Origin of the sequence: Staphylococcus condimenti, assembly GCF_001618885.1 — a bacterium.
GTDB lineage: Bacteria > Bacillota > Bacilli > Staphylococcales > Staphylococcaceae > Staphylococcus > Staphylococcus condimenti.
This window is the reverse complement of record NZ_CP015114.1, coordinates 1746354-1765764: the sequence shown is the minus strand read 5'-3', so window position 1 is coordinate 1765764 and position 19411 is coordinate 1746354. Positions and strand designations below refer to the sequence as shown.

Sequence of the window (19411 nt, the reverse complement as noted above, 5' to 3'; positions counted from 1 at the left end):
TTTACTTCAAAATTTATTGAAATTATTGTGTTTCAGTACCTCATCACGGGGTAACCCATAACTGTACTTAAATTTGAAGGAGGAATAAATTATGAACTTTGACGATATTAAGAAAAAAGGCGAAGAACATTTAAACGAACACAAAGATGAGTACATTGATAAAGGTAAAGAGTACGCTAAAGATAAATTAGGCGGCGACAAAAAAGATAAAAAAGATGACAAATAAACATATTCGTTAAAATATGATAAAAATATTATTTAAGATGAGATTAGGTGCTTTATGTACCTAGTCTCATCTTTTATTTTCAATTACTTAATTATTTCCTTACCTCTTGATACATTCTTTTTATTACGAAAAAATCTGCTTTTAAAATTCTCTTTAATACTTAAACCCATATAACACAAAGGTGACAAAACTGTAAGTAGGCAGCGCTTCAAATCCTTGCTACGATAGTGATTGTTGAAAGGAGAAGTTATGAAAAAATCATTTATTATTATTTTACCTTTAATATTTTTTGCCTCGGCTTTAATTTATATATTTTCAAATGATAAACATCAAGAAGGAGAATATTTTGCTATACTTCATCAATTTAATCCTCTAGTTAAAAAAGAAGAAAGCTATCTCAAAACAAAGCGTCCTGACAAACAATTGGAGTATAACAGAGTAAGCTATACACAGCCTGTTTATAACGAAAAAGGAAAAAGCCGAAAGATAACATTTGAAGCCATTCAGAAATTAAAAACAGATCATTATCTCAAAATTAAACATAAAGGTGCCCATGTTGAAACATTCGAAGAAGTAAGTAAAAACGATGTACCTCAGCAAGCATTAAAAGCAATTGAAAAAGAGTAGTTCAGAAGGAGTTATTTATGCAAGTGCAGACAAAAAGAATTTCAGAATTAGATTTTATGAGAGGTTTTGCATTATTAGGTATTATCTTGACTAATATTATATCAATGATGCAGCCTTCTGACTTAATTAATCAAAACCAAGTTAATTACTTAGCTCTTATCGATTATTTTGTAGAAAATAAATTTTTTGCGATTTTCTCATTTTTATTCGGAGTAGGTTTTTATATTTTTATTAATAACGCTAAACAGAAAGGTTTAAATGCCAACAAATTATTTTTAAGACGTCTTTTCTTCTTAGGAATATTCGGGATTATACATCAATTCTTGCAGCCAGGAGAGGCTTTATTCATATATGCTATTTTCGGCTTATTTTTAATCCCCTTCTTTTATTTGAATAAATATATTAATTTAGTAATAGGTCTCGTTATATTAATCGCTTTTATATATTTAAACAGCAAAATCATTCTGCCTTTACCCTACTTTATTTTAGGTTTAGCTGCAGGTCAATTTGAATTATTCACTCATATTAAAACAAAGATTTTAACACTTGTAACTGCTGTTTCAGGTATTTTATCTTTAGCAAGCTGGACTGTATTATTTAAAGCGCATCAATTAATTAATAACCCAATGCTCGTCCCTCATTTAAGCAAAAAAGAAGCTGATATATTCATTCAAAATCGAGAAATATATGATCACTTACTGATCATCACTAGCCCATTTATTGCGGTGTTTTATGTATCATTACTTTTATTACTCGTCAGAGTTGATATTATCGGTAAATTGTTATCGCCATTACGTCTGTATGGCAGAATGGCACTTACAAACTATATCGGGCAAACATTATTGATTTATGTTGCTATATTAATATTTGGCAAACACCACGTTGATTTTATGAATACATTTTGGATTTGCCTCGTAATTTATATCATTCAATTTACTTTCTCTAGTATTTGGTTGAAAAACTTTAAATATGGGCCACTTGAATATATTTGGAGACTTGGGACTTATTGGAAAATATTCGGTATCAAAAAATCAACGAGTTAATAATTGAGGGATAAGATACCATCTAAAAAGTTTATTCTCTGCGTAAAAAACAACGATAAGTTTAACTTATCTTAATATTCATAAAACTTCATTATTATTAATAGATTAATAAGCGTATAATAGAGGCCATATCACAAAAGGAGGCGATTCTATGAATCATCATGCTCATAGACAGCTTTTATTGGGAATGGCTTCTTTATTTATTGTTATGGCAATCGGGCGTTTTGCCTATACGCCGATTTTACCGTTCATGCAACATGCTGAGCATATGAGTGATCAAGCCGCAGGATTACTTGCGACCATTAATTATCTTGGTTATTTACTCGGTGCGATTATTCCCATGTTTTTCATTTTCAAAAGCAAAGTTGTAGATGTCAAAATCTATCTAATACTTAATATTCTCTCCATTATCTTAATGGGATTCACGACAAATTACATATTATGGTCAATACTGCGTCTCATTGCTGGTATCACAAGCGGGACTGTCTTTGTACTTGCTTCAAATGTAGTTTTAGAAGCATTGCGCCAGGCTCACAAGGAAGGTATTTCCGGGTTGTTATATAGTGCGGTAGGTCTAGGGTTATTCTCAAGCAGTATTTATGTATTCTTCTTTACGGATGAATCCACTTGGCAGATGACTTGGATTATCCTAGGTGTATTCTCTTTAATACTCGGATTACTGGTCATCTTCTTTATGAAAGAAAATCCTCCAGTAGAGACACATGCTCAGGATAACAAAGGAAGTAAGACTACCCACCGTCTAAATCCCAAGTTTATGCGCTGGTTCTCGATCGCCTACTTTTGCGAAGGTGCGGGTTATATCATTACAGGAACTTTCTTAGTTGCGATTATCAAATCTATTCCTGCATTTTCTGAATATGCAGCTTTAAGTTGGATGTTTGTAGGATTAGGCGCAATTCCTTCTACTGTTGTTTGGTCGATGATTGCGGAAAAATTAGATTATAGTAAAGCAACTTACATGGCCTTCGGATTACAAATTATCAGTGTTTGTTTACCTGTGATTTCTCATGATATTGCCAGCTTGATTATCAGTTCACTATTATTCGGCAGTACTTTCTTAGGTCTCACAACACTATTTATGTCCAAAGGACAAATGCTAATGTTCCAAACAGGCAGTAAGTCTAACTTCATTGCGACATTAACTGTTATCTACAGTATTGGACAAATGATTGCACCTTTTGTTTCAGGTTACCTTATCGGAAAATCCGGCAATTATAACTCTGCATTGTTATTTGCGACTGCCATCTTAATCATTGGTTTAATCAGCAGTTGGATAAGTTATCGTGCATTACAACAAGAAGAAAGAACGGTTTAAAGTTTGTTTTTATGATAAGAGGGAATGGATTTAGCAACAAAGGAGGAATCCATTATGCCTTTTGTAGAAGACAGAATGATGAAAGATTTAGAAGAAAAGCCTTCACGTGTAGAAGAAGGTAACTTTAACACTGATCAAGAGATGCAGCAGAATGCATTTGAACGTTTAGGTAAAGACGTTGTCATCATAGAGATTCTTTCAATCATGAATATCGTATTTGCTGTAACAACGTTCACGTTACTCGGACTATTCATTAGAGCAACTAAAAACAAGTAATCAACAAACCCCAAACAGTTTATCTGTTTGGGGCATTATTTTTACTGTATGCTTAAACTTGAATACATTCCTTCACATCTGTATTAAGTAAGATATCTGTACTATTATCTCATATCTTCACTGTTCTTTCATAAATAGCTTCTCTGCTTGAATCGTATCAAGCACTTTAACGCTTTTATCTAAAATAATTTCCGTTTGTTGCTCAACAAGTAAATAAAAAGTGATGCCTAGTTTTCGACAAATATATAAGACCGCCTGTTTATTTTCCTTGCTGTTTTGAAGTAAAAAGTCTTTTAAATCCTGCAATTCATCCATCGATATAATACTCTTTGTTAATACATCATTTAAAATTGTTCCAACATAAACAGCTTTTTGCTTAGGATATTCATTCAACAATGTTTCCCCTACTTCATTCATAAAATAACGTGACCATTGATTCATCAATGTTTCATCACTGATTACATTATTCTCTGCTGCTTCTCCTTCTTCAGCAAACATCTTCGCCAATTCATCTAAGGAATATTCATTTTTATATTTTTGTATATCTTTGATACGCTTCAATACCTTATCTTTCGGCAGAAAGGATTCCTGACCTGTATAAGTTGATTTACGAATAAACCATTCATCAGGGATTAGATTCTTGCGTTTCCAACGATAAAGCTGACCATAAGTAATGTCACACTTCAATAAAAGTTCTTTCTTACTAATAAGTTGTTCTGGCATAGAGCGATACCTCCTACCAACAGTGTAACATAACATTGTTACATGTACGAATTTGAATTGCCTTCTTTTAAAATAACAATAAAAATAAGCTCGCACGTCTTTTACAACGTACAAGCTTGAGAGTTCATTCTTTATAACCTTGTTTGTAACCTTTTATGACTTCAGATACTAATACTCCAGCGGCAACTACAGTAAATATACTTATTACTGTCATCAAGAATAAATGAGGGTTAGCATAACTATTCATTGCTACCTCTAATGCGATAAGCAAAAACACAATTACGGACAACACTGTGATTTTCATCGAATCCATTCAGGGTTAACCACCTTATCAAATTATTTGATCTTTATAGAAGTGCTACTTATTTCTTTTTCCTCTTAACAACTTCCATTACGATAAGTACCACCAAAATCAAAAGAATAACGCTAATTACAATAACTATATATTTCGGTAATCCTACTGTCGCAACTAATATCATTTCTACAATGACTATAAAGCACATAAGTGCCACATACATTAACATTCTTGGTACATTCATTTTGTTATCATCCAATCGTCTGTTTATCTTTTAGTTGATTATACCCGTCATTTATTGTCATCATCATGTTTTTTCTTCTTCTTGTTCTTTGGATTACCTATTTCTGTAAAGATCACAAGCGCTAATGCTAAACCTAAACAATAAAGGTAATCTACCTTATCAAATACAACGTATTCAAAGAAGAACATGATATCAAAATAGAACATAAATTTAAGGATTATTATTGGTAATCTTTTCATGTATATTTCTCTCCTTATACCCGTTATATCATAGATTCCAATAATTCTTAAAGAAACAGATTTAAAGATAAGCTTATAGCTTTACCTTCCTTCTAAATAGTTATATGATTTAAGTATACTTTTTATACTTAATATAGACTGGAAAAGAGGGATAGTATGCCAATCACAGGACATCATCACATTTCTATGTACACAAAAGACGCGCGTCAAAACAAATATTTTTATACTGAAATTTTAGGGCTTCGTTTAGTTGAAAAAACCGTGAACCAAGATAATCCTACGATGTACCATTTATTTTATGGAGATCAAACAGGAACACCTGGAACTTTATTAACATTTTTTGAGATGCCTAATTTAGGAAAACATCATCCAGGCACAAACAGTATTGCACGTATTGCTTTGCTTGTACCTGATAAACACGCTTTAGATTTCTTTGAAGAACGTTTGAATCATTACGAAATACAGACTAATGCTACAACGTATTTGGGACAACAAGCACTTACGTTTCAAGATCCAGATGGATTAGAACTCATTTTAATAGATAATCACAATCATAAAACCCCTGAAGTTTGGCAACACAATCCTTATTCAGATATACCAGAAAATGTACAGATACTAGGCATGGGACCAGTAGAATTGCGATTGCGAGATACAAGACCTACCGCAGACTTCCTAGTTGATATACTAGGCTATCAACCGTTAGCTGAAGATGTTTATACACTAGATTCAGAAGGCATTTATTCTAACTTTGTTTTAGTCGAAGATAGCGGAGAACGTGTAAAACCTGGCAGAGGCTATGTCCATCATATTGCGGTCAGTGTTCCTACCGATGAAGATTTAGAAGACATACGTCAAAGAATCAATCAACTTCCAGACAGCAATACTGGCATTATTGATCGCTATTTCTTTAAATCACTTTACTATCGCCATAATAAAATTATGTATGAGTTTGCGACTGAAGCACCTGGTTTCACAGTAGATACAAAAGTCGAAAACTTAGGAAAGTCACTTTCTTTGCCTGACTTCCTTGAAGACCGCCGCACAGAAATCGAAAATAATTTAGAAGAGATATAATATATAAAAAGGCTGTCCCAGCACTAATAAATGCGCTGGGACAGCCATCTGTCTTTAGACTCCCTCTAGACTTCCTTTATGCTAAAACGTCTTGGAATTCAGGCGTTTCTTCAATTACTTTTTTCGCAAATGGACAAGACGGGATAATTTTTAAATTATTTTCTTTCGCATATTCTACAACTCTTTTAACTAATTGAGTACCGATACCTTGTCCTTCTAAACTTCCGCTGACACCAGTATGGTTTACATCAATTTTATCTTCGCCAGCTGATACGTACGTAATCTCTGCTTCCGGCTGCTCTTCAGAATCTCCAACGTAAAACTTATTGTTACCTTGTTTAATTTCTGCCATGTTTATCAACCTCGCTTTTAGATTTGTTGGCTATAAATTTTATACCACTTTAATTTTAGATTAAACATTTACACTTTAATTATGATTCATCCCGAAATCTTTCGTTTTAAATACATTCTTCCAATAATTTTCACGCTCCAATATCGTTTCCACTTTTGTTTTAGTATCAAAAATCTCAATAATGGAATACTGAAAGTTATCAGTAATATACTTAGATCCTTTATCTTCTAATATTTTTAAAAACGCTTTATTTCCTCCAGTTAAATTGTTTGGGTGTGCATATCCTGCCCATCTTTGCCAAATCCCATCAGTATTGCCTGAAGCTGAACCGATATAAAGTTGTCCATTATGCATATCTGTAATCACATATACACCTTTTACATAACTGAGTGCTTCTTGCCAGCTCGGTTCATTACGTTCCACAATTTGTTTTAATTCTTTATGCGTCATACAAATATTTTGATAACCAGGAAAATGTCCCAATTTTACATTAGGCACAATTTCATACACTTCAGGATTCAATTGTGCTTGAACATTGCTGTACAAGCGATTATAGACATCCCTTCCTATAGGGCGGTCTATTTTAATGATTAACCGTTTGATATATTCTTGATATTCATTCATTAGAGTCAGTTTATAACCTGGTTTATCAAAAACTTCCGGAATTATTTTTTCAACCTTGTATAAGCCGCCAAATACGAAATACTCAGGCCCGTACGGATAATACTGCGCTAGAGCAATCAAGTAGTCTGCATGATTCAGATTATTATTCGTCTGTTTAGTTTTCCACGCATTAAGTTCTATCCATCCTGGATGGTCTTCTAAAAGAAAGTCCCAAGCGCGTTTTGTTATATCGCTGGCATTCATATTAAATTTAATTTTAGTGCGCTTTATATTGGGTGTTGTTATAAAATCTGTAAGTTTAATCATAGATGTACCTCATTTTTTCTTTTATCATACAATATCTCCACTTAAAATGACGACAATATTTCATAACGCTTGTATGTTTCAACGATCTTTTCAAAAAATTACTTTAAATCAGTGGAAATGTTTATCTCTATTCTATAAAATGATTATGTATATTGAAGACAGCACCACGATTAAACATGATATAAGGAGTCGCTACGCATGGGACAAGCATTTAAAAGAATAGCAGCGGTTGTTGTTACAGCCTTGTTAATTACAGGTATCGCCGTAAGCGGTGTGATTGCGTATCAAAAATATATGAAGAGTGATCAAGCAAGTGCTCTGAAATATTATGAAAAGAAAGACGCTAAAGACAACAAAGCCGACAAAGATAAATCAGATAAAAAGAAAAAAGTTGAAACAAAACGAGTTGACGAACCAACTCAAGAAGACACGACACAATATCAGCAAGATACGAGTCAAAGCCAACAAACACAGCAACGTTCTTATTATGTTGCACCTAAACAAGAACAGACTCAACGTACTGAAACAACGCGTCAAACACCTAAAGAAGCTGAAAAACCAAAAGCAGCACCAACACAACCTGCACCATCTCAAGCACAACCTAAGCAGCCTCAACAACCTGCACAACCACAACAAAATCAAACACAAAATCAAAATAATACACCCGTACAAAAAACACAGCCTGCACCTCAAAAACAAGCTGAACCTAATCAATCTAACGGACATTAAACAAATGAGAAGAATCACTTTGAATAACAAGGTGATTCTTTTTATTTTGCTCAAGTCTTCTATATGAGACGTTATTCATATAAACTTACACTAGAGAGATAAATTTAAAGAGGTTATAAAGTATGCTATTACATATATTACGCAAAGTACCTGTGGCCATAAATGGATTAGCGCTCGGCGTCATGACGTTAAGTACGTTGTTCTATCATTTAAATATGATTATTGCCGGGTTAGTTTCCTTTATCATCAGTTGTTTATGTGTCGCATTATTTATATTAAAGAGTTGTATTTACCCAAAAGACATTGTGAATGAATTGAAAAACACAAACATCTTTGCAATTTTCCCAGCCTTGCCGATGATGTTGATAACTATGCTTGCTGTTATTAAGCAGTCTTTTGGCATCACTTCTTCATTTTTAACAATTTTATGGTTTGGCGCGATTATGATGCACGTCATTATGATGGCAATTTTTTGTATTTACCATATCCCGCGTGATCGATTCACACCGCCTAATACCAGTTGGTTTGTTATGTTTGTAGGGGTAGGTGTTATTGCTGAATCAGCACCGAACTTTTATAAGATAATAGGAGATATTGCTATTGTTATGGGCTCAATGTCATTTTTAACACTCATTACGATTATAGTGCTTGAACAATCATGGAAATATTATGGACGACTGCAATTGCCGATGGTTGTGATTATAAGTGCACCTGCTGCTTTATGTTTGAATGGTTATTTAATGAATGAAACAGATTATTCTTATCTTTATATAGATTTATTCTTTATAATGTCTCAACTGTTGTTCATATTTTCATTATGCTTTATTCCTAAGATTCTAACTAACCGTTTTACACCAGCCTATGCAGCACTCACATTCCCTTGGGTAACAACAGCATCTGCTACGTACAGTGTTGCTCAAAATGTATCATTGCCTTTTATTCCCCCGGAAATAATTTGGTCTTTAGCAGTGATTGAAATTATTTTTGCGACGGTTGTTGTTATATTCGTTATCCTCCACTACACTTGGTATTTATTAGATATTCGCAAGTTTGATTAAGCGTTGAATCTGAGCACCCCGCATTGCATCTTTTGTGTTTTTTGTTAAGATATGATAGGAGAAAAATTTGCGAATTACATGGAAAATTGCTTGAATAACGCATTAAATGGATGCATTTAGGTTTAAAATCAGTCTTCTGCATCATTAACGTCTGCCCTTTTTCCTTTATAATAAATAATGATAGAGAATATGAGGAGTAATAATTATGGATTATAGAGTATTGTTATATTATAAATATGTCACAATCGATGACCCCGAAACTTTTGCTGCAGAGCATTTAGAATTTTGTAAAGAGAACAACTTAAAAGGCCGTATTTTAGTATCCACTGAAGGTATCAACGGTACTTTATCCGGCACAAAAGAAGATACAGATAAATATATTGCACATATGCGTGCTGATGAACGTTTTAAAGATATCACTTTCAAAATCGATGAAGCGGAAGAACATGCTTTCAAAAAGATGCATGTGCGTCCTAGAAAAGAAATCGTTGCGCTTGATTTAGACAACGACATCGACCCACGTGAAACAACAGGTAAATATTTGTCACCTTCTGAATTCCGTGAAGCTTTAGAAGATGATGAAACTATCGTTATCGATGCACGTAACGACTATGAATTTGATTTAGGTCATTTCCGAGGCGCTGTACGCCCTAACATTACACGTTTCAGAGATTTACCTGATTGGATTAAAGAAAACAAAGAAATGTTCATGGATAAAAAAATTGTCACTTATTGTACTGGCGGTATCCGTTGTGAAAAATTCTCAGGCTTCCTTTTAAAAGAAGGTTTTGAAGATGTAGCGCAACTTGAAGGCGGAATCGCAACTTATGGTAAAGATCCTGAAACAAAAGGTGAACTTTGGGATGGTAAAATGTATGTCTTTGATGAACGTATCAGTGTAGATGTTAACCAAGTTGAAAAAACAGTCATCGGTAAAGAATGGTTCGATGGTACACCTTGCGAACGTTATATCAATTGCAGCAACCCGGAATGCAATAAACAAATCTTAGTTTCTGAAGAAAATGAACACCGTTATTTAGGCGCTTGCTGTAAAGAATGTGCAGAACATGAACGCAACCGTTATGTTGCTAAACACAACATTAGCGATGAGGAAAAAGAAAGACGTTTAGAAAACTTTAAAGAGACAGTTCAACAGTAAGAGGAGAAGCGGATGCATCTATGAGATGTATCCGCTTTTTGTCATTTTTAAATTAATATTACACTTTTTAATATATTAGGTTGTAATAAAATGGTTAAAAATACTATGCAGCATTTGTGAGATAATGGTTAAAATCATCTTTAATCCGTTAAAATTGTGAGATGCTTTATTTTTGTATTGTGCATTAAGAGTCTTACATTAAAAAAACGCCGTGCATCTACACGACGTTTTAAGTATTTAAATAATTAATTGCTTACTTTTTAACCACTATATACTTTGCTGTAGTCTCTATATTTTTTAGCATCTTCTTTATCGACTAGCGCGTTTAATTTAGGTTCATAAATATCATGGTTATAGCGTTCTTTTGAAAAATCTTTAATGTTGTAAATAAATCGATGCACTGCTTCGTCAAATTTTCTTTTTGAAAATGCAATTGCATTTTTATCGAAGTCTTTTTCATCAAATTGTTGTCTATAAATTTTATGTGCAACCTTAAATTTGTTATATCTGTATTCTAACGGTTGGTAACTCGATAATAATTTTTGAATATCACTATTAGATTTATCGCTATGATGACTCATCATTACGATTAAAGTTTGAAGCTGTTGATCTAGTGCTAAATAATCTCCTTCAATTTCTTGGTAAATATTAATTGTATCTTCTTTACTAAGATTTGCGTTATTAAAATCTAATTGATTGTTTCTAACTTTAGATGCTTTAAATACCATAATATCAATCATACTTACTAAATCATTATGATACTCCTTTTCACGATCTTCATCTTGCTTCTTAAATTGCATCTTAATTCCTATAATCGTACCAATCAATGCTAAAACTGCACCAACTAACGCTGCTATTAACTCACTCATACAACATAACCCCTTTGTTATCTTATTCATTTTTATTATTACATAAAATATGTTGAAAGAGTATGTTTTTTACAATTTTTATATCATCTTAATATACTAGTGAAATCAAAATAGCACTTATTCTTTTTAATATACAATACTTTCAAAGGTTTTAATGTTCTTCAAAGCTTCTTCTAAATTTTTTTGTTTTACTAAAGAAACGTAGATAGCACACGCTTCAGCCTGACAATTAAAAGAGCGCTTTGGATTGAATTCTATATCTGTAAACGCCTCGTACTTTAAAATTTCTTTTGCTACTTCTTCATTTTGATTTAAAGCATTGATATATATCCAATTATAAAAGAGCGTTTTAGGCTCTAACGGGAAGTCATGATGAAAACTACTATATTTAATCATATAATCATCTTTATCAATTTCTCTTAACTTTCGTTTCATTTCTTTAGAATTATATCCCTCTTCTAAAAGATAATTTTGGTTCCCCGCTTTTTTATAAACTTTACTAGATTGGAATATCTGTTCAACGCTAATATTATGCCCTTTAATTGTACTTATTTTTAAATTAAAAGCACTCGCTTTAACTCCTATACTTTTTTCCGATTTACTCGATACTTCAAGAAGTTTATCTGTAATATTTAGATTTAAAAATTGCTGATGTAATTCTTTTATACTTTTCTGTTTTTGCTCTTTTGAAAAGCCAGGAAACCACTTAAAAGAAACATCTGCTTTTTTAAAATTAAAATGGTCTGTTGGATCAACATAATAAACGAATCGATTAGCCATATTGTTTATATTTCAACACCTTTTCTTCAGGTATTTTTCCTGATTGTAATAATCGTACTATTTCTTTCTTTTCAAACAAGTCACTTGATACTATTATGTCATATTGGGAAACATTAACTCCACAAAGTTCCAATCTTAAACATTCTTTTTCAGCAATTGCTTCTGTGGGGAAAATAAGGCTTGTAATATTTTCTTTAGGTATTTTGTTATAAATCAATACCTCCGCTTGCACGTTAGTAGGAACATTGTCTGGGTAGTTCTGATTCCTAATAAAAGTTCTTTTTCCTTCTACTCTTTCACTAAAAACTTCTTCAAAAGCTTCAGCACCATTTCCAATCATTCTTCCACCCTTAGTAGCTGCATTTACAGCACAGAATTTTGTAGAATCATCAATAATTTTAGGACTGATTCCCAGTATCGTCCATTCATTAAATATTTCAGTTTGATTCTTTTTAACTACAGTAGAAAAATAATAGCAATTAGGATATTGAATCGATGTACAAATAAAATCTTCGTGATTATCAAATCTATTCTCATCAGTTTTATTCAAAAATGAAGTATCAGAAATAAAATTATTCGCTAAAATACCATTATCACTATCTATCCCTTCACCTAAAATAAAAGGCAGGTTTTTGGATTTAGTAAAATGGCACAATCTAGTAATATGACGGTTTTTCACAACTGCTTGAACCATTAATTTTCACTCCCTTTTTTATATTTCTCAAAAGATGAGTTGTCTAATAATGGCGTTATTTGTCCTGAGTATAAAATAATAAGTTTATTTCTTGCTCTTGTAACACCAACATAATACTGCGCAATGTATTTCTCTAGTATTTCTGTGCCTATATTAGTAAGATCAAAATCTTCTTTATCCGTATCAAGCTCATTATTGTCAATCGTTAAACTTTCCAAAAAAGTCTTTTTACTTAAAAAAGGCATAATAACCGTATCAAATTCCAACCCTTTAATTTGTCTATAAGATCCAATGACAATATTACTTTCGTGATTAGTTAAACTATATTCTTTAAAATTATTACCATGCTTTTCAATAAAACCTTTAAAGTCTTTAAACTTATGCGTTGGAAGTATGACACATACACTTTCGTCTTTATAGTTTGTCTCCACAGCTTTAATATATTGATAAACTTTGGACATCTCTTCTTCTTCATTTTTGTATTGGATAATTTTTGGGTCTTGTCCTTTTCTGATTCCTAATTCAGCTTCTGCATAAAATTCATTACTCTTGTCAAAATATGGTGAATTAGATATCTCTTCAGCTAACTCACTGATTGGACGGCTATTTCTATAATTTTGAATCAATTTATACTTCTTATAACTATTCATATTAATACCTAGCGATTTGAAAGAAATACGCTTTCCGAATACACCCTGATTGATATCTCCTAACAACACTAATGCGCCATTTTTATCACTTAAAGCATTTACAGTCATTAACATATCTGATGTGAAATCTTGAAATTCATCGATAAGAATATATTTAAAAGACATCAACTTTTCTCTTTTATCTTGATCTTCAATTTTTTCTAATAAAGTTCGTATTAAACTCCCGATATCCTCAAAGTCATAATATCTATCGTCTTCTTCTCTATTTTCTAAATACTTTTCATAAACTTCATAAAAATATTTTCTTTTACTTCTATCTATTCTAGTGCTTCTTCTTCCTATTCTCTCCATCTTTTCATAGTCTTCTAGAGTACTAACTGCCATTTGTTGCAGCCACGATATTTCGTCAGAAAAGGTTTGATAAGGTCTTTTAAACGAAGATTCATCTGGATACTTTTTACTAATCTCGTCTACAGCTTGTTCAACCTGTCTAACTTTCTTCTTATAATGATTATAATTTTTAACTCCCTTTCCTTCTTTATATTTATTAAGTAATAACTCTTCTTCCTGAAAATTATCACAAATTTTATTTAAAATTTCTTTCATGAATAAATTATATGTATTAACAATCAAATTATTAGGTACTGTTTCATTTCGTTGTGCAGCAATAAGCTCTATTTTGGAAATCATATCTTGATTTACCGCTTTATTAAATGTAAGCAAAACAATTCTATCATTAGGGTACACCTTAGAGAGCCAATATATTCTGTAGATAGCTAATAATGATTTCCCACATCCTGCACTACCAGTGATAACCATGTTTTGATTATCAGCTACATATAAAATCTCAGTTTGATGACCCACAAGAGTTGGTATTGACATATCATATTTCTCCCCTTCATAATAAATATTAACTATTTATAATTTTGAAAATAATTGTATGCAATACCTAGTATAACATTAAATTCAGACTTTATTTTTACATATATATTCATAAATAATTATTAAACTTAATAAGGAGAATTTCATGGAAAATTTTAATGCTGAAAAGTTAAACAACAAAATTAAGTATTTACAAGATTTAGTGCAGTCTTCGTTAAATGTGGGAGAACAAATCACCAGCAATCATTTGCAAGAAATCTTTTTAGAGTTTAAAAAAAGCAAAGTTGTCGATCACTATGCAATTTATAACAACGTGTTAATTGAAGATGAAAATCAAATCAGACAAATTGATCATTTTGTAATTTGTACAAACGGCCTCTTTATCATTGAAACAAAACACTGGAAAGGTGATATTTATTTCAATTTTAGTAAAGATAACTTGGAAAAATTTAATTTAGATGGTTTAAAAAAGTATTTATTTCCAGAACATAGCGATGATTACATCACCTTTATTCTCAGCAATGAAAATAAACAATTTGCTTTTAAAAAATATGGGCATCCTTTCGCTCAAATTCAAAAGACACGTGAATTTGCAAATCAAATATTTGATGCAAGGTTCATCGAGATGGTTATTTACTTCAACCATAAAGGTGATGGCAATCTTTATGTAGGTAATCCGAATAAATATATTGCTACACCTTCTTCTAAATCAGAATTCAAACAAACTTTATATCATAAAATTACTCAAAATAAGACGCGGACTTGTATGGATGCTACTACTATTATGACTTATTGTGATGCGTTGAATAAGTTTGCTAACAATGATGCAAGTATTATTAATATTAATTAGCAATCATACATGGTAATGATTTCATTTTCGGTTATTTTTATATACTTTTACTTTTTCATTTTTAATTTATACTTGTCATTTGCATATAAAAATAAGGAAAGCCAAGCAACTAGTGCTTGACTTGTCATAATTTTAAACTGCCGGTTCTTGCCCAGATATTTGATAATCTAATTCAAATTCTGTTTTAGCAGTCATTTTTCTATATTGATATACAAAATAACCGATCCATAATAGCGTTAATCCGAAAGCTAAATAATAGCTGACTGTAAGATTTATACCAAAGCCAATTTTCTGACTCAAAATATAAACAAAGATATTCCACGTCATAAAAGTTGCAGGTACAGCTGCCACCCAATAATTCTTCTTAGCCAATAGAAGATACATAGTTCCAACCCATAGAGCTACTACTGCAGTGGTTTGATTGGCCCATGAGAAATAGCGCCACAAGACTGTAAAATCAATTTGAGTTAATGCAAAGCTAATGATAAAGAGTGGTGCTGCTACAAAAATACGCTTTGCTAACTTACGTTGATCGATGTGCAGATAATCTGCAATAATCATACGCGCACTTCTAAATGAAGTATCTCCGCTGGTAATTGGTAAGACAATCACACCGAGTACAGCAATTGTTCCTAAAACAGAACCAAGCAGTAAGTGCGCTGCTTTGCTCACTACTAAAGCAGCCTCTCCTTCAGCCAACACACCTTGTAAGCCTTCGTATCCATGGAACAAACTCATTCCAGCTGCTGCCCAAATCATAGCGATAATTCCTTCAGCAATCATCATTCCATAAAAAATAAACCGACCATTTTTTTCATTATTTGTTGTTCTAGAAATGATTGGTGTTTGTGTCGCATGAAACCCTGATAATGCTCCACATGTGATAGTGAAGAAAAGTAAAGGGAAAATCGGTGCGCCATCGGGATGCATATTTTGTAAACTGATTTCTGGTATGTGTGCACCTGTTTGAATAAGACGGAATCCCATACCTACTGCACTCACAAATAAAAGTGCACCAAAAATCGGGTAAATGCGACCAATGATTTTATCGATCGGCAAAATAGTAGATAAAATATAATACACAAAAATCGCAAAAATAATTATTCCTAATGCTACGCGCCCATCCATTAAATTATGTAATAGTAGCGCTGGACTTGTTACAAATACAGTGCCAGTTAAAAGTAATAAGAGAATTGAGAAGATATTAACGAAATGCTTCATCACCTTGCCTAAAAACTTACTTGCAAGTTCAGGTAAATGAGCCCCTTTATTTCGTATAGAAATCATCCCTGTAAGATAATCATGGACAGCTCCGGCAAAAATACATCCAACTACTATCCAAATAAAAGCAACTGGACCATATAAAGCTCCCATAATCGGTCCGAAGATAGGTCCAACTCCTGCGATATTCAAAAGCTGGATTAATGAATTTGATGATGTTTTCATCGGCAGGTAATCAACATTATCGCGTTGGTTATAAGCAGGTGTCGGTCGTGCTTGTTTTGGACCGAACATCTTGTCGATATACCTCCCGTATGTAAAGTAACCTACAATCAGCAAAATGATAGAAACTATAAATGTAATCATTTTACTCCCCCTTTATTTATTTTTATATGAAGAACTCTAAGTTGATAAATGTAAACGCTTACTTTATTTAATCATAAACTTTTAATTGTCACAAGATTGTGAAAATAATAACTGGTCAAACTCTTTCTAATGAAAAGCAACTATATTATAGTCCTAATAGATACATAATTTCTTTTCTCATAATGAACTCAATAACGCTATAAGTCTGTCCTTTAAAATAGAATTTTCTCTATGTATTTTCAATTTATCTTGTGCGATAATAAAAGCGTAAAGAAAAGCGTCGTGCTCCAACACGACACTTTCAGAGACCGTTTAAAAGACGGTGACATGCTAAGATTGTTTAAATAATCCATCTCAGTCACATCAAAGTTGTGAGATGGTTTATTTTTTGTTTTCTGAACTCAGCGTCAATTTTCTTCTAAAAGGCTTCTCTTTATGTATTTGTGTGTACTTTTACTTTCTCTTATGCGATAATAAAGGCGTAAAGAAAGGCACCGTGCTCCAACACGACGCTTTCAGAGACCGTTTAAAAGACGGTGACATGATTTTGATGATTTAAACCATCTCAACTACGTCAAAGTTGTGAGATGGTTTATTTTTTATCTTTTTTTAACAATTTCAATAATTATAGTGATAAGGCTCAGTGTAAATTCACCAAACGCTATCATGACTATAATTACTTCAAATGTTGTCATTTAGCCTATCCTTTCTAAATTCAGTGACGCCATAGGCACCACCTCCTTCAAAATAGATTTGCCACCATCTATTCAACTTTCTCTTAGAAATATTATATTATTTTCTCAGTTATTTTTCATCATGACATAATAAAATAAATATTTTCATTTTCATATAGTCGACTCTTTACATGCAAATGGCGACTATATTTTTAATTTATACTTGTTGTTTGCATACAATTTACGGTAACAGCTGACTTTTCAACTTCTATCTCTTATTTATTATGCTGCAGTATTTTTAAATCAATTTAAAAAGTCTAGACGGTTTTCACATCTAGACTTATCTTTTTAGTTTTCATTATTCTCTTGCTCTCTTTTTTCTAAAGGTATTGAATAGTCAGTATCATCTTCAATATAAGTCATTTGGAAATGCTCAGTGGGTTCTCGATGCAGTGCACGCATAATAGAAAAGATCATGAGTACCAAAATAATAGAGAATGGCAGACCTGTAACAAGTGAAGCTGTTTGCAGGCTGGTTAGACCTCCCGCAATGGTCATAGTTACAGAAATCGCACCAATTAATAATCCCCAAATTACTTTATGTTGCACTTTGGGATTATCCACACCGCCTGTAGCCATACTTGCTACGATATGTGTTGTAGAGTCCGCACTTGTCACAATAAATATAAAGATCAATGCGATAGCTAAGACGCTTGTGATATCAGAAATCGGGAATTGCTGCAGCAACTCAAAGAGTGCTACGGAGTAATCTTTATCGACTATTTTTTCGATTCCTGTATTTTGTGTTAATGCAACTTTCAATGCTGTACCGCCGAAGCCTGCTATCCATGTAAATGAAATAAGCGGTGGGATGATTAAGACCCCTATCACGAATTCACGGATAGTACGACCACGTGAAACTCGTGCCACAAAACCACCGATAAATGGTGACCATGCTATCACCCATGCCCAATAGAAGACTGTCCATTTTTGAATCCAGCTGTTATCTCCGGTATATGGATTCACACGCAGACTGTATTCGATGAAGTTGCGCAAGTAATCACCAATTGCAAGCGTGTAGGATTCTAGAACGAATTTTAAGTCGCCGAATATTAAGATAAAAATAAGTAAGACGGCTCCGAGACCGACGTTGATGTTGCTCAGCCATTTCACACCGCGGTTCAAACCTGTGAGTGCTGAACCGAGGAAGATACAGACCATAATTACAGTGATGGCTACCTTAGTTACATTCGTATTCGGCAGATTGAATACATGATGGAGACCGCCGCCAATTTGCATGATGCCGAGTCCGATAGATGTTGCGATACCCATGACTGTGGCGATGATAGCTAAGATATCGATGAGGTTGCGAAGCGGACGATTATACGCCTCTCCAAATACAGGTTCCATGGCTGTTGAAATTAATCCGTTACGTTGCTTACGGAATTGGAAGTAGGCTACTGTCAGTCCAGAAATCGCAAAGATGGACCATTGTGAAATCCCCCAGTGAAAGAATGTATATCCCATAGCGACACGTGCAGATTCAGCCGATTGATCGGGTACTTTTCCTGGGAATGGAGAATGCAGATAATGTGTGAGCGGTTCTGCAACACCCCAGAAGACAATTCCTACTCCTAGTCCTGCAGAAAATAACATGCCGACCCAAGAGATGAATGAGAACTCTGGTGCTTCATTATCAGAACCTAGTTTGAAGCGGCCATAACGTGAGATTGCTAGGGCGATTAAGAACACGTCCAATACAAAGATAATTACTAAGAATAACCAACCGAATGAACCTGCTATCATATCATATGTACTTTGCGCATATTTTCCGAATAGTTTTGGAAAGATACCTGCGATTAATGTCACAATTAAAATAATTGCGACGGATGTATAATAAACAATATTTCTATGCTTTTTCCTTTTACTCTTCATAACTGTAAAACATCATCCTATCTATAGTTTAGTGTTTTTATGCATATGTCTTAGATGTAAAAAGATCTAGGTACGTTAGGTTGAGCTTATGAGATTATCTAGATGTGAATGAGATATGATTAAAAAGGTTGGTTATCATTGATATATTATTTGGAAGCGTTTTCTTAATTTAAACATAG

General features: G+C 33.0%; 23 protein-coding genes. 10 read left to right on the top strand and 13 right to left on the bottom strand.

The annotated features are described in order from the left end of the window. Positions 1-91 precede the first annotated feature (91 nt). From A4G25_RS13310 to A4G25_RS08695, 5 genes are all read left to right on the top strand, one after another. Entirely contained in the window at positions 92-226 is a 135-nt protein-coding gene (locus tag A4G25_RS13310) for a hypothetical protein (RefSeq protein WP_256278001.1), read from the top strand. Positions 227-475: 249 nt separating this feature from the next. Beyond that, on the top strand, positions 476-853 hold the full coding sequence (locus A4G25_RS08710; protein WP_047132141.1) for a YxeA family protein: 378 nt from the start codon (positions 476-478) through the stop codon (positions 851-853). Positions 854-870: 17 nt separating this feature from the next. Further along, the gene (locus A4G25_RS08705; RefSeq protein WP_047132140.1) at positions 871-1896 is read left to right on the top strand and encodes a DUF418 domain-containing protein; all 1026 of its coding nucleotides are present in this window, start codon (positions 871-873) and stop codon (positions 1894-1896) included. A gap of 151 nt (positions 1897-2047) precedes the next feature. After that, positions 2048-3232, top strand: coding sequence for a YbfB/YjiJ family MFS transporter (locus tag A4G25_RS08700; RefSeq protein ID WP_047132139.1), 1185 nt, complete (start codon positions 2048-2050; stop codon positions 3230-3232). A 54-nt stretch (positions 3233-3286) separates the two neighbouring features. Continuing rightward, positions 3287-3508, top strand: coding sequence for a hypothetical protein (locus tag A4G25_RS08695; RefSeq protein ID WP_015901532.1), 222 nt, complete (start codon positions 3287-3289; stop codon positions 3506-3508). Between the two features lie 117 nt (positions 3509-3625). On the opposite strand, the gene A4G25_RS08690 is transcribed toward A4G25_RS08695, so the two are convergent. From A4G25_RS08690 to A4G25_RS08680, 4 genes are all read right to left on the bottom strand, one after another. After that, complete coding sequence (locus tag A4G25_RS08690) at positions 3626-4231, bottom strand: DUF4004 family protein (RefSeq protein WP_047132138.1); 606 nt, start codon at positions 4229-4231, stop codon at positions 3626-3628. A gap of 124 nt (positions 4232-4355) precedes the next feature. Next, positions 4356-4544: a hypothetical protein gene (locus A4G25_RS08685; protein WP_047132137.1), complete on the bottom strand. Its 189-nt coding sequence runs from the start codon at positions 4542-4544 to the stop codon at positions 4356-4358. 49 nt (positions 4545-4593) lie between these two features. Then, complete coding sequence (locus A4G25_RS13000) at positions 4594-4770, bottom strand: hypothetical protein (protein WP_156483162.1); 177 nt, start codon at positions 4768-4770, stop codon at positions 4594-4596. Between the two features lie 47 nt (positions 4771-4817). Then, the gene (locus tag A4G25_RS08680) at positions 4818-5009 is read right to left on the bottom strand and encodes a hypothetical protein (RefSeq protein WP_047132136.1); all 192 of its coding nucleotides are present in this window, start codon (positions 5007-5009) and stop codon (positions 4818-4820) included. Between the two features lie 156 nt (positions 5010-5165). Between A4G25_RS08680 and A4G25_RS08675 the strand changes: the two genes are divergently transcribed. After that, positions 5166-6083, top strand: a complete 918-nt coding sequence (locus A4G25_RS08675; protein ID WP_047132135.1) for a VOC family protein — start codon at positions 5166-5168, stop codon at positions 6081-6083. Positions 6084-6159: 76 nt separating this feature from the next. Here the strand turns inward: A4G25_RS08675 and A4G25_RS08670 are convergent, their stop codons facing one another. Further along, entirely contained in the window at positions 6160-6435 is a 276-nt protein-coding gene (locus tag A4G25_RS08670; RefSeq protein ID WP_047132134.1) for a GNAT family N-acetyltransferase, read from the bottom strand. Between the two features lie 75 nt (positions 6436-6510). After that, positions 6511-7365, bottom strand: a complete 855-nt coding sequence (locus tag A4G25_RS08665) for a GIY-YIG nuclease family protein (protein WP_047132133.1) — start codon at positions 7363-7365, stop codon at positions 6511-6513. A 198-nt stretch (positions 7366-7563) separates the two neighbouring features. On the opposite strand from A4G25_RS08665, the gene A4G25_RS08660 reads away from it, so the two are divergent. The 3 genes from A4G25_RS08660 to trhO all read left to right on the top strand — a co-directional run bounded on the left by A4G25_RS08660 (position 7564) and on the right by trhO (position 10311). After that, positions 7564-8094 (top strand): hypothetical protein, encoded by a 531-nt coding sequence (locus A4G25_RS08660; protein WP_047132132.1) that lies wholly within the window; start codon positions 7564-7566, stop codon positions 8092-8094. A 122-nt stretch (positions 8095-8216) separates the two neighbouring features. After that, positions 8217-9152: a TDT family transporter gene (locus tag A4G25_RS08655; protein ID WP_047132131.1), complete on the top strand. Its 936-nt coding sequence runs from the start codon at positions 8217-8219 to the stop codon at positions 9150-9152. A gap of 205 nt (positions 9153-9357) precedes the next feature. After that, positions 9358-10311, top strand: a complete 954-nt coding sequence (trhO, locus tag A4G25_RS08650; protein WP_047132130.1) for an oxygen-dependent tRNA uridine(34) hydroxylase TrhO — start codon at positions 9358-9360, stop codon at positions 10309-10311. 260 nt (positions 10312-10571) lie between these two features. On the opposite strand, the gene A4G25_RS08645 is transcribed toward trhO, so the two are convergent. From A4G25_RS08645 to A4G25_RS08630, 4 genes are all read right to left on the bottom strand, one after another. Further along, the gene (locus A4G25_RS08645; RefSeq protein ID WP_047132129.1) at positions 10572-11180 is read right to left on the bottom strand and encodes a hypothetical protein; all 609 of its coding nucleotides are present in this window, start codon (positions 11178-11180) and stop codon (positions 10572-10574) included. A gap of 126 nt (positions 11181-11306) precedes the next feature. Next, positions 11307-11960, bottom strand: coding sequence for a DarT1-associated NADAR antitoxin family protein (locus tag A4G25_RS08640; RefSeq protein WP_047132128.1), 654 nt, complete (start codon positions 11958-11960; stop codon positions 11307-11309). Then, on the bottom strand, positions 11953-12654 hold the full coding sequence (locus A4G25_RS08635) for a DarT ssDNA thymidine ADP-ribosyltransferase family protein (RefSeq protein WP_047132127.1): 702 nt from the start codon (positions 12652-12654) through the stop codon (positions 11953-11955). Before A4G25_RS08635 ends, A4G25_RS08640 begins: the two co-directional genes overlap by 8 nt. After that, entirely contained in the window at positions 12654-14186 is a 1533-nt protein-coding gene (locus A4G25_RS08630; protein WP_047132126.1) for a UvrD-helicase domain-containing protein, read from the bottom strand. The genes A4G25_RS08635 and A4G25_RS08630 overlap by 1 nt, the downstream gene beginning before the upstream one ends. A gap of 145 nt (positions 14187-14331) precedes the next feature. Here A4G25_RS08630 and A4G25_RS08625 point away from each other — a divergent pair, with 145 nt between their 5' ends. Next, positions 14332-15036, top strand: coding sequence for a nuclease-related domain-containing protein (locus A4G25_RS08625; RefSeq protein ID WP_047132125.1), 705 nt, complete (start codon positions 14332-14334; stop codon positions 15034-15036). A gap of 132 nt (positions 15037-15168) precedes the next feature. On the opposite strand, the gene A4G25_RS08620 is transcribed toward A4G25_RS08625, so the two are convergent. From A4G25_RS08620 to A4G25_RS08615, 3 genes are all read right to left on the bottom strand, one after another. Continuing rightward, positions 15169-16623 carry a carbon starvation CstA family protein gene (locus tag A4G25_RS08620; protein WP_047132124.1) on the bottom strand — a complete coding sequence of 485 codons (1455 nt, stop codon included), beginning with the start codon at positions 16621-16623 and terminating at the stop codon, positions 15169-15171. Positions 16624-17222: 599 nt separating this feature from the next. Then, the gene (locus A4G25_RS13385; RefSeq protein ID WP_418080437.1) at positions 17223-17291 is read right to left on the bottom strand and encodes a putative holin-like toxin; all 69 of its coding nucleotides are present in this window, start codon (positions 17289-17291) and stop codon (positions 17223-17225) included. Between the two features lie 354 nt (positions 17292-17645). After that, positions 17646-19232, bottom strand: a complete 1587-nt coding sequence (locus A4G25_RS08615; protein ID WP_047132123.1) for a BCCT family transporter — start codon at positions 19230-19232, stop codon at positions 17646-17648. Positions 19233-19411 lie beyond the last annotated feature (179 nt).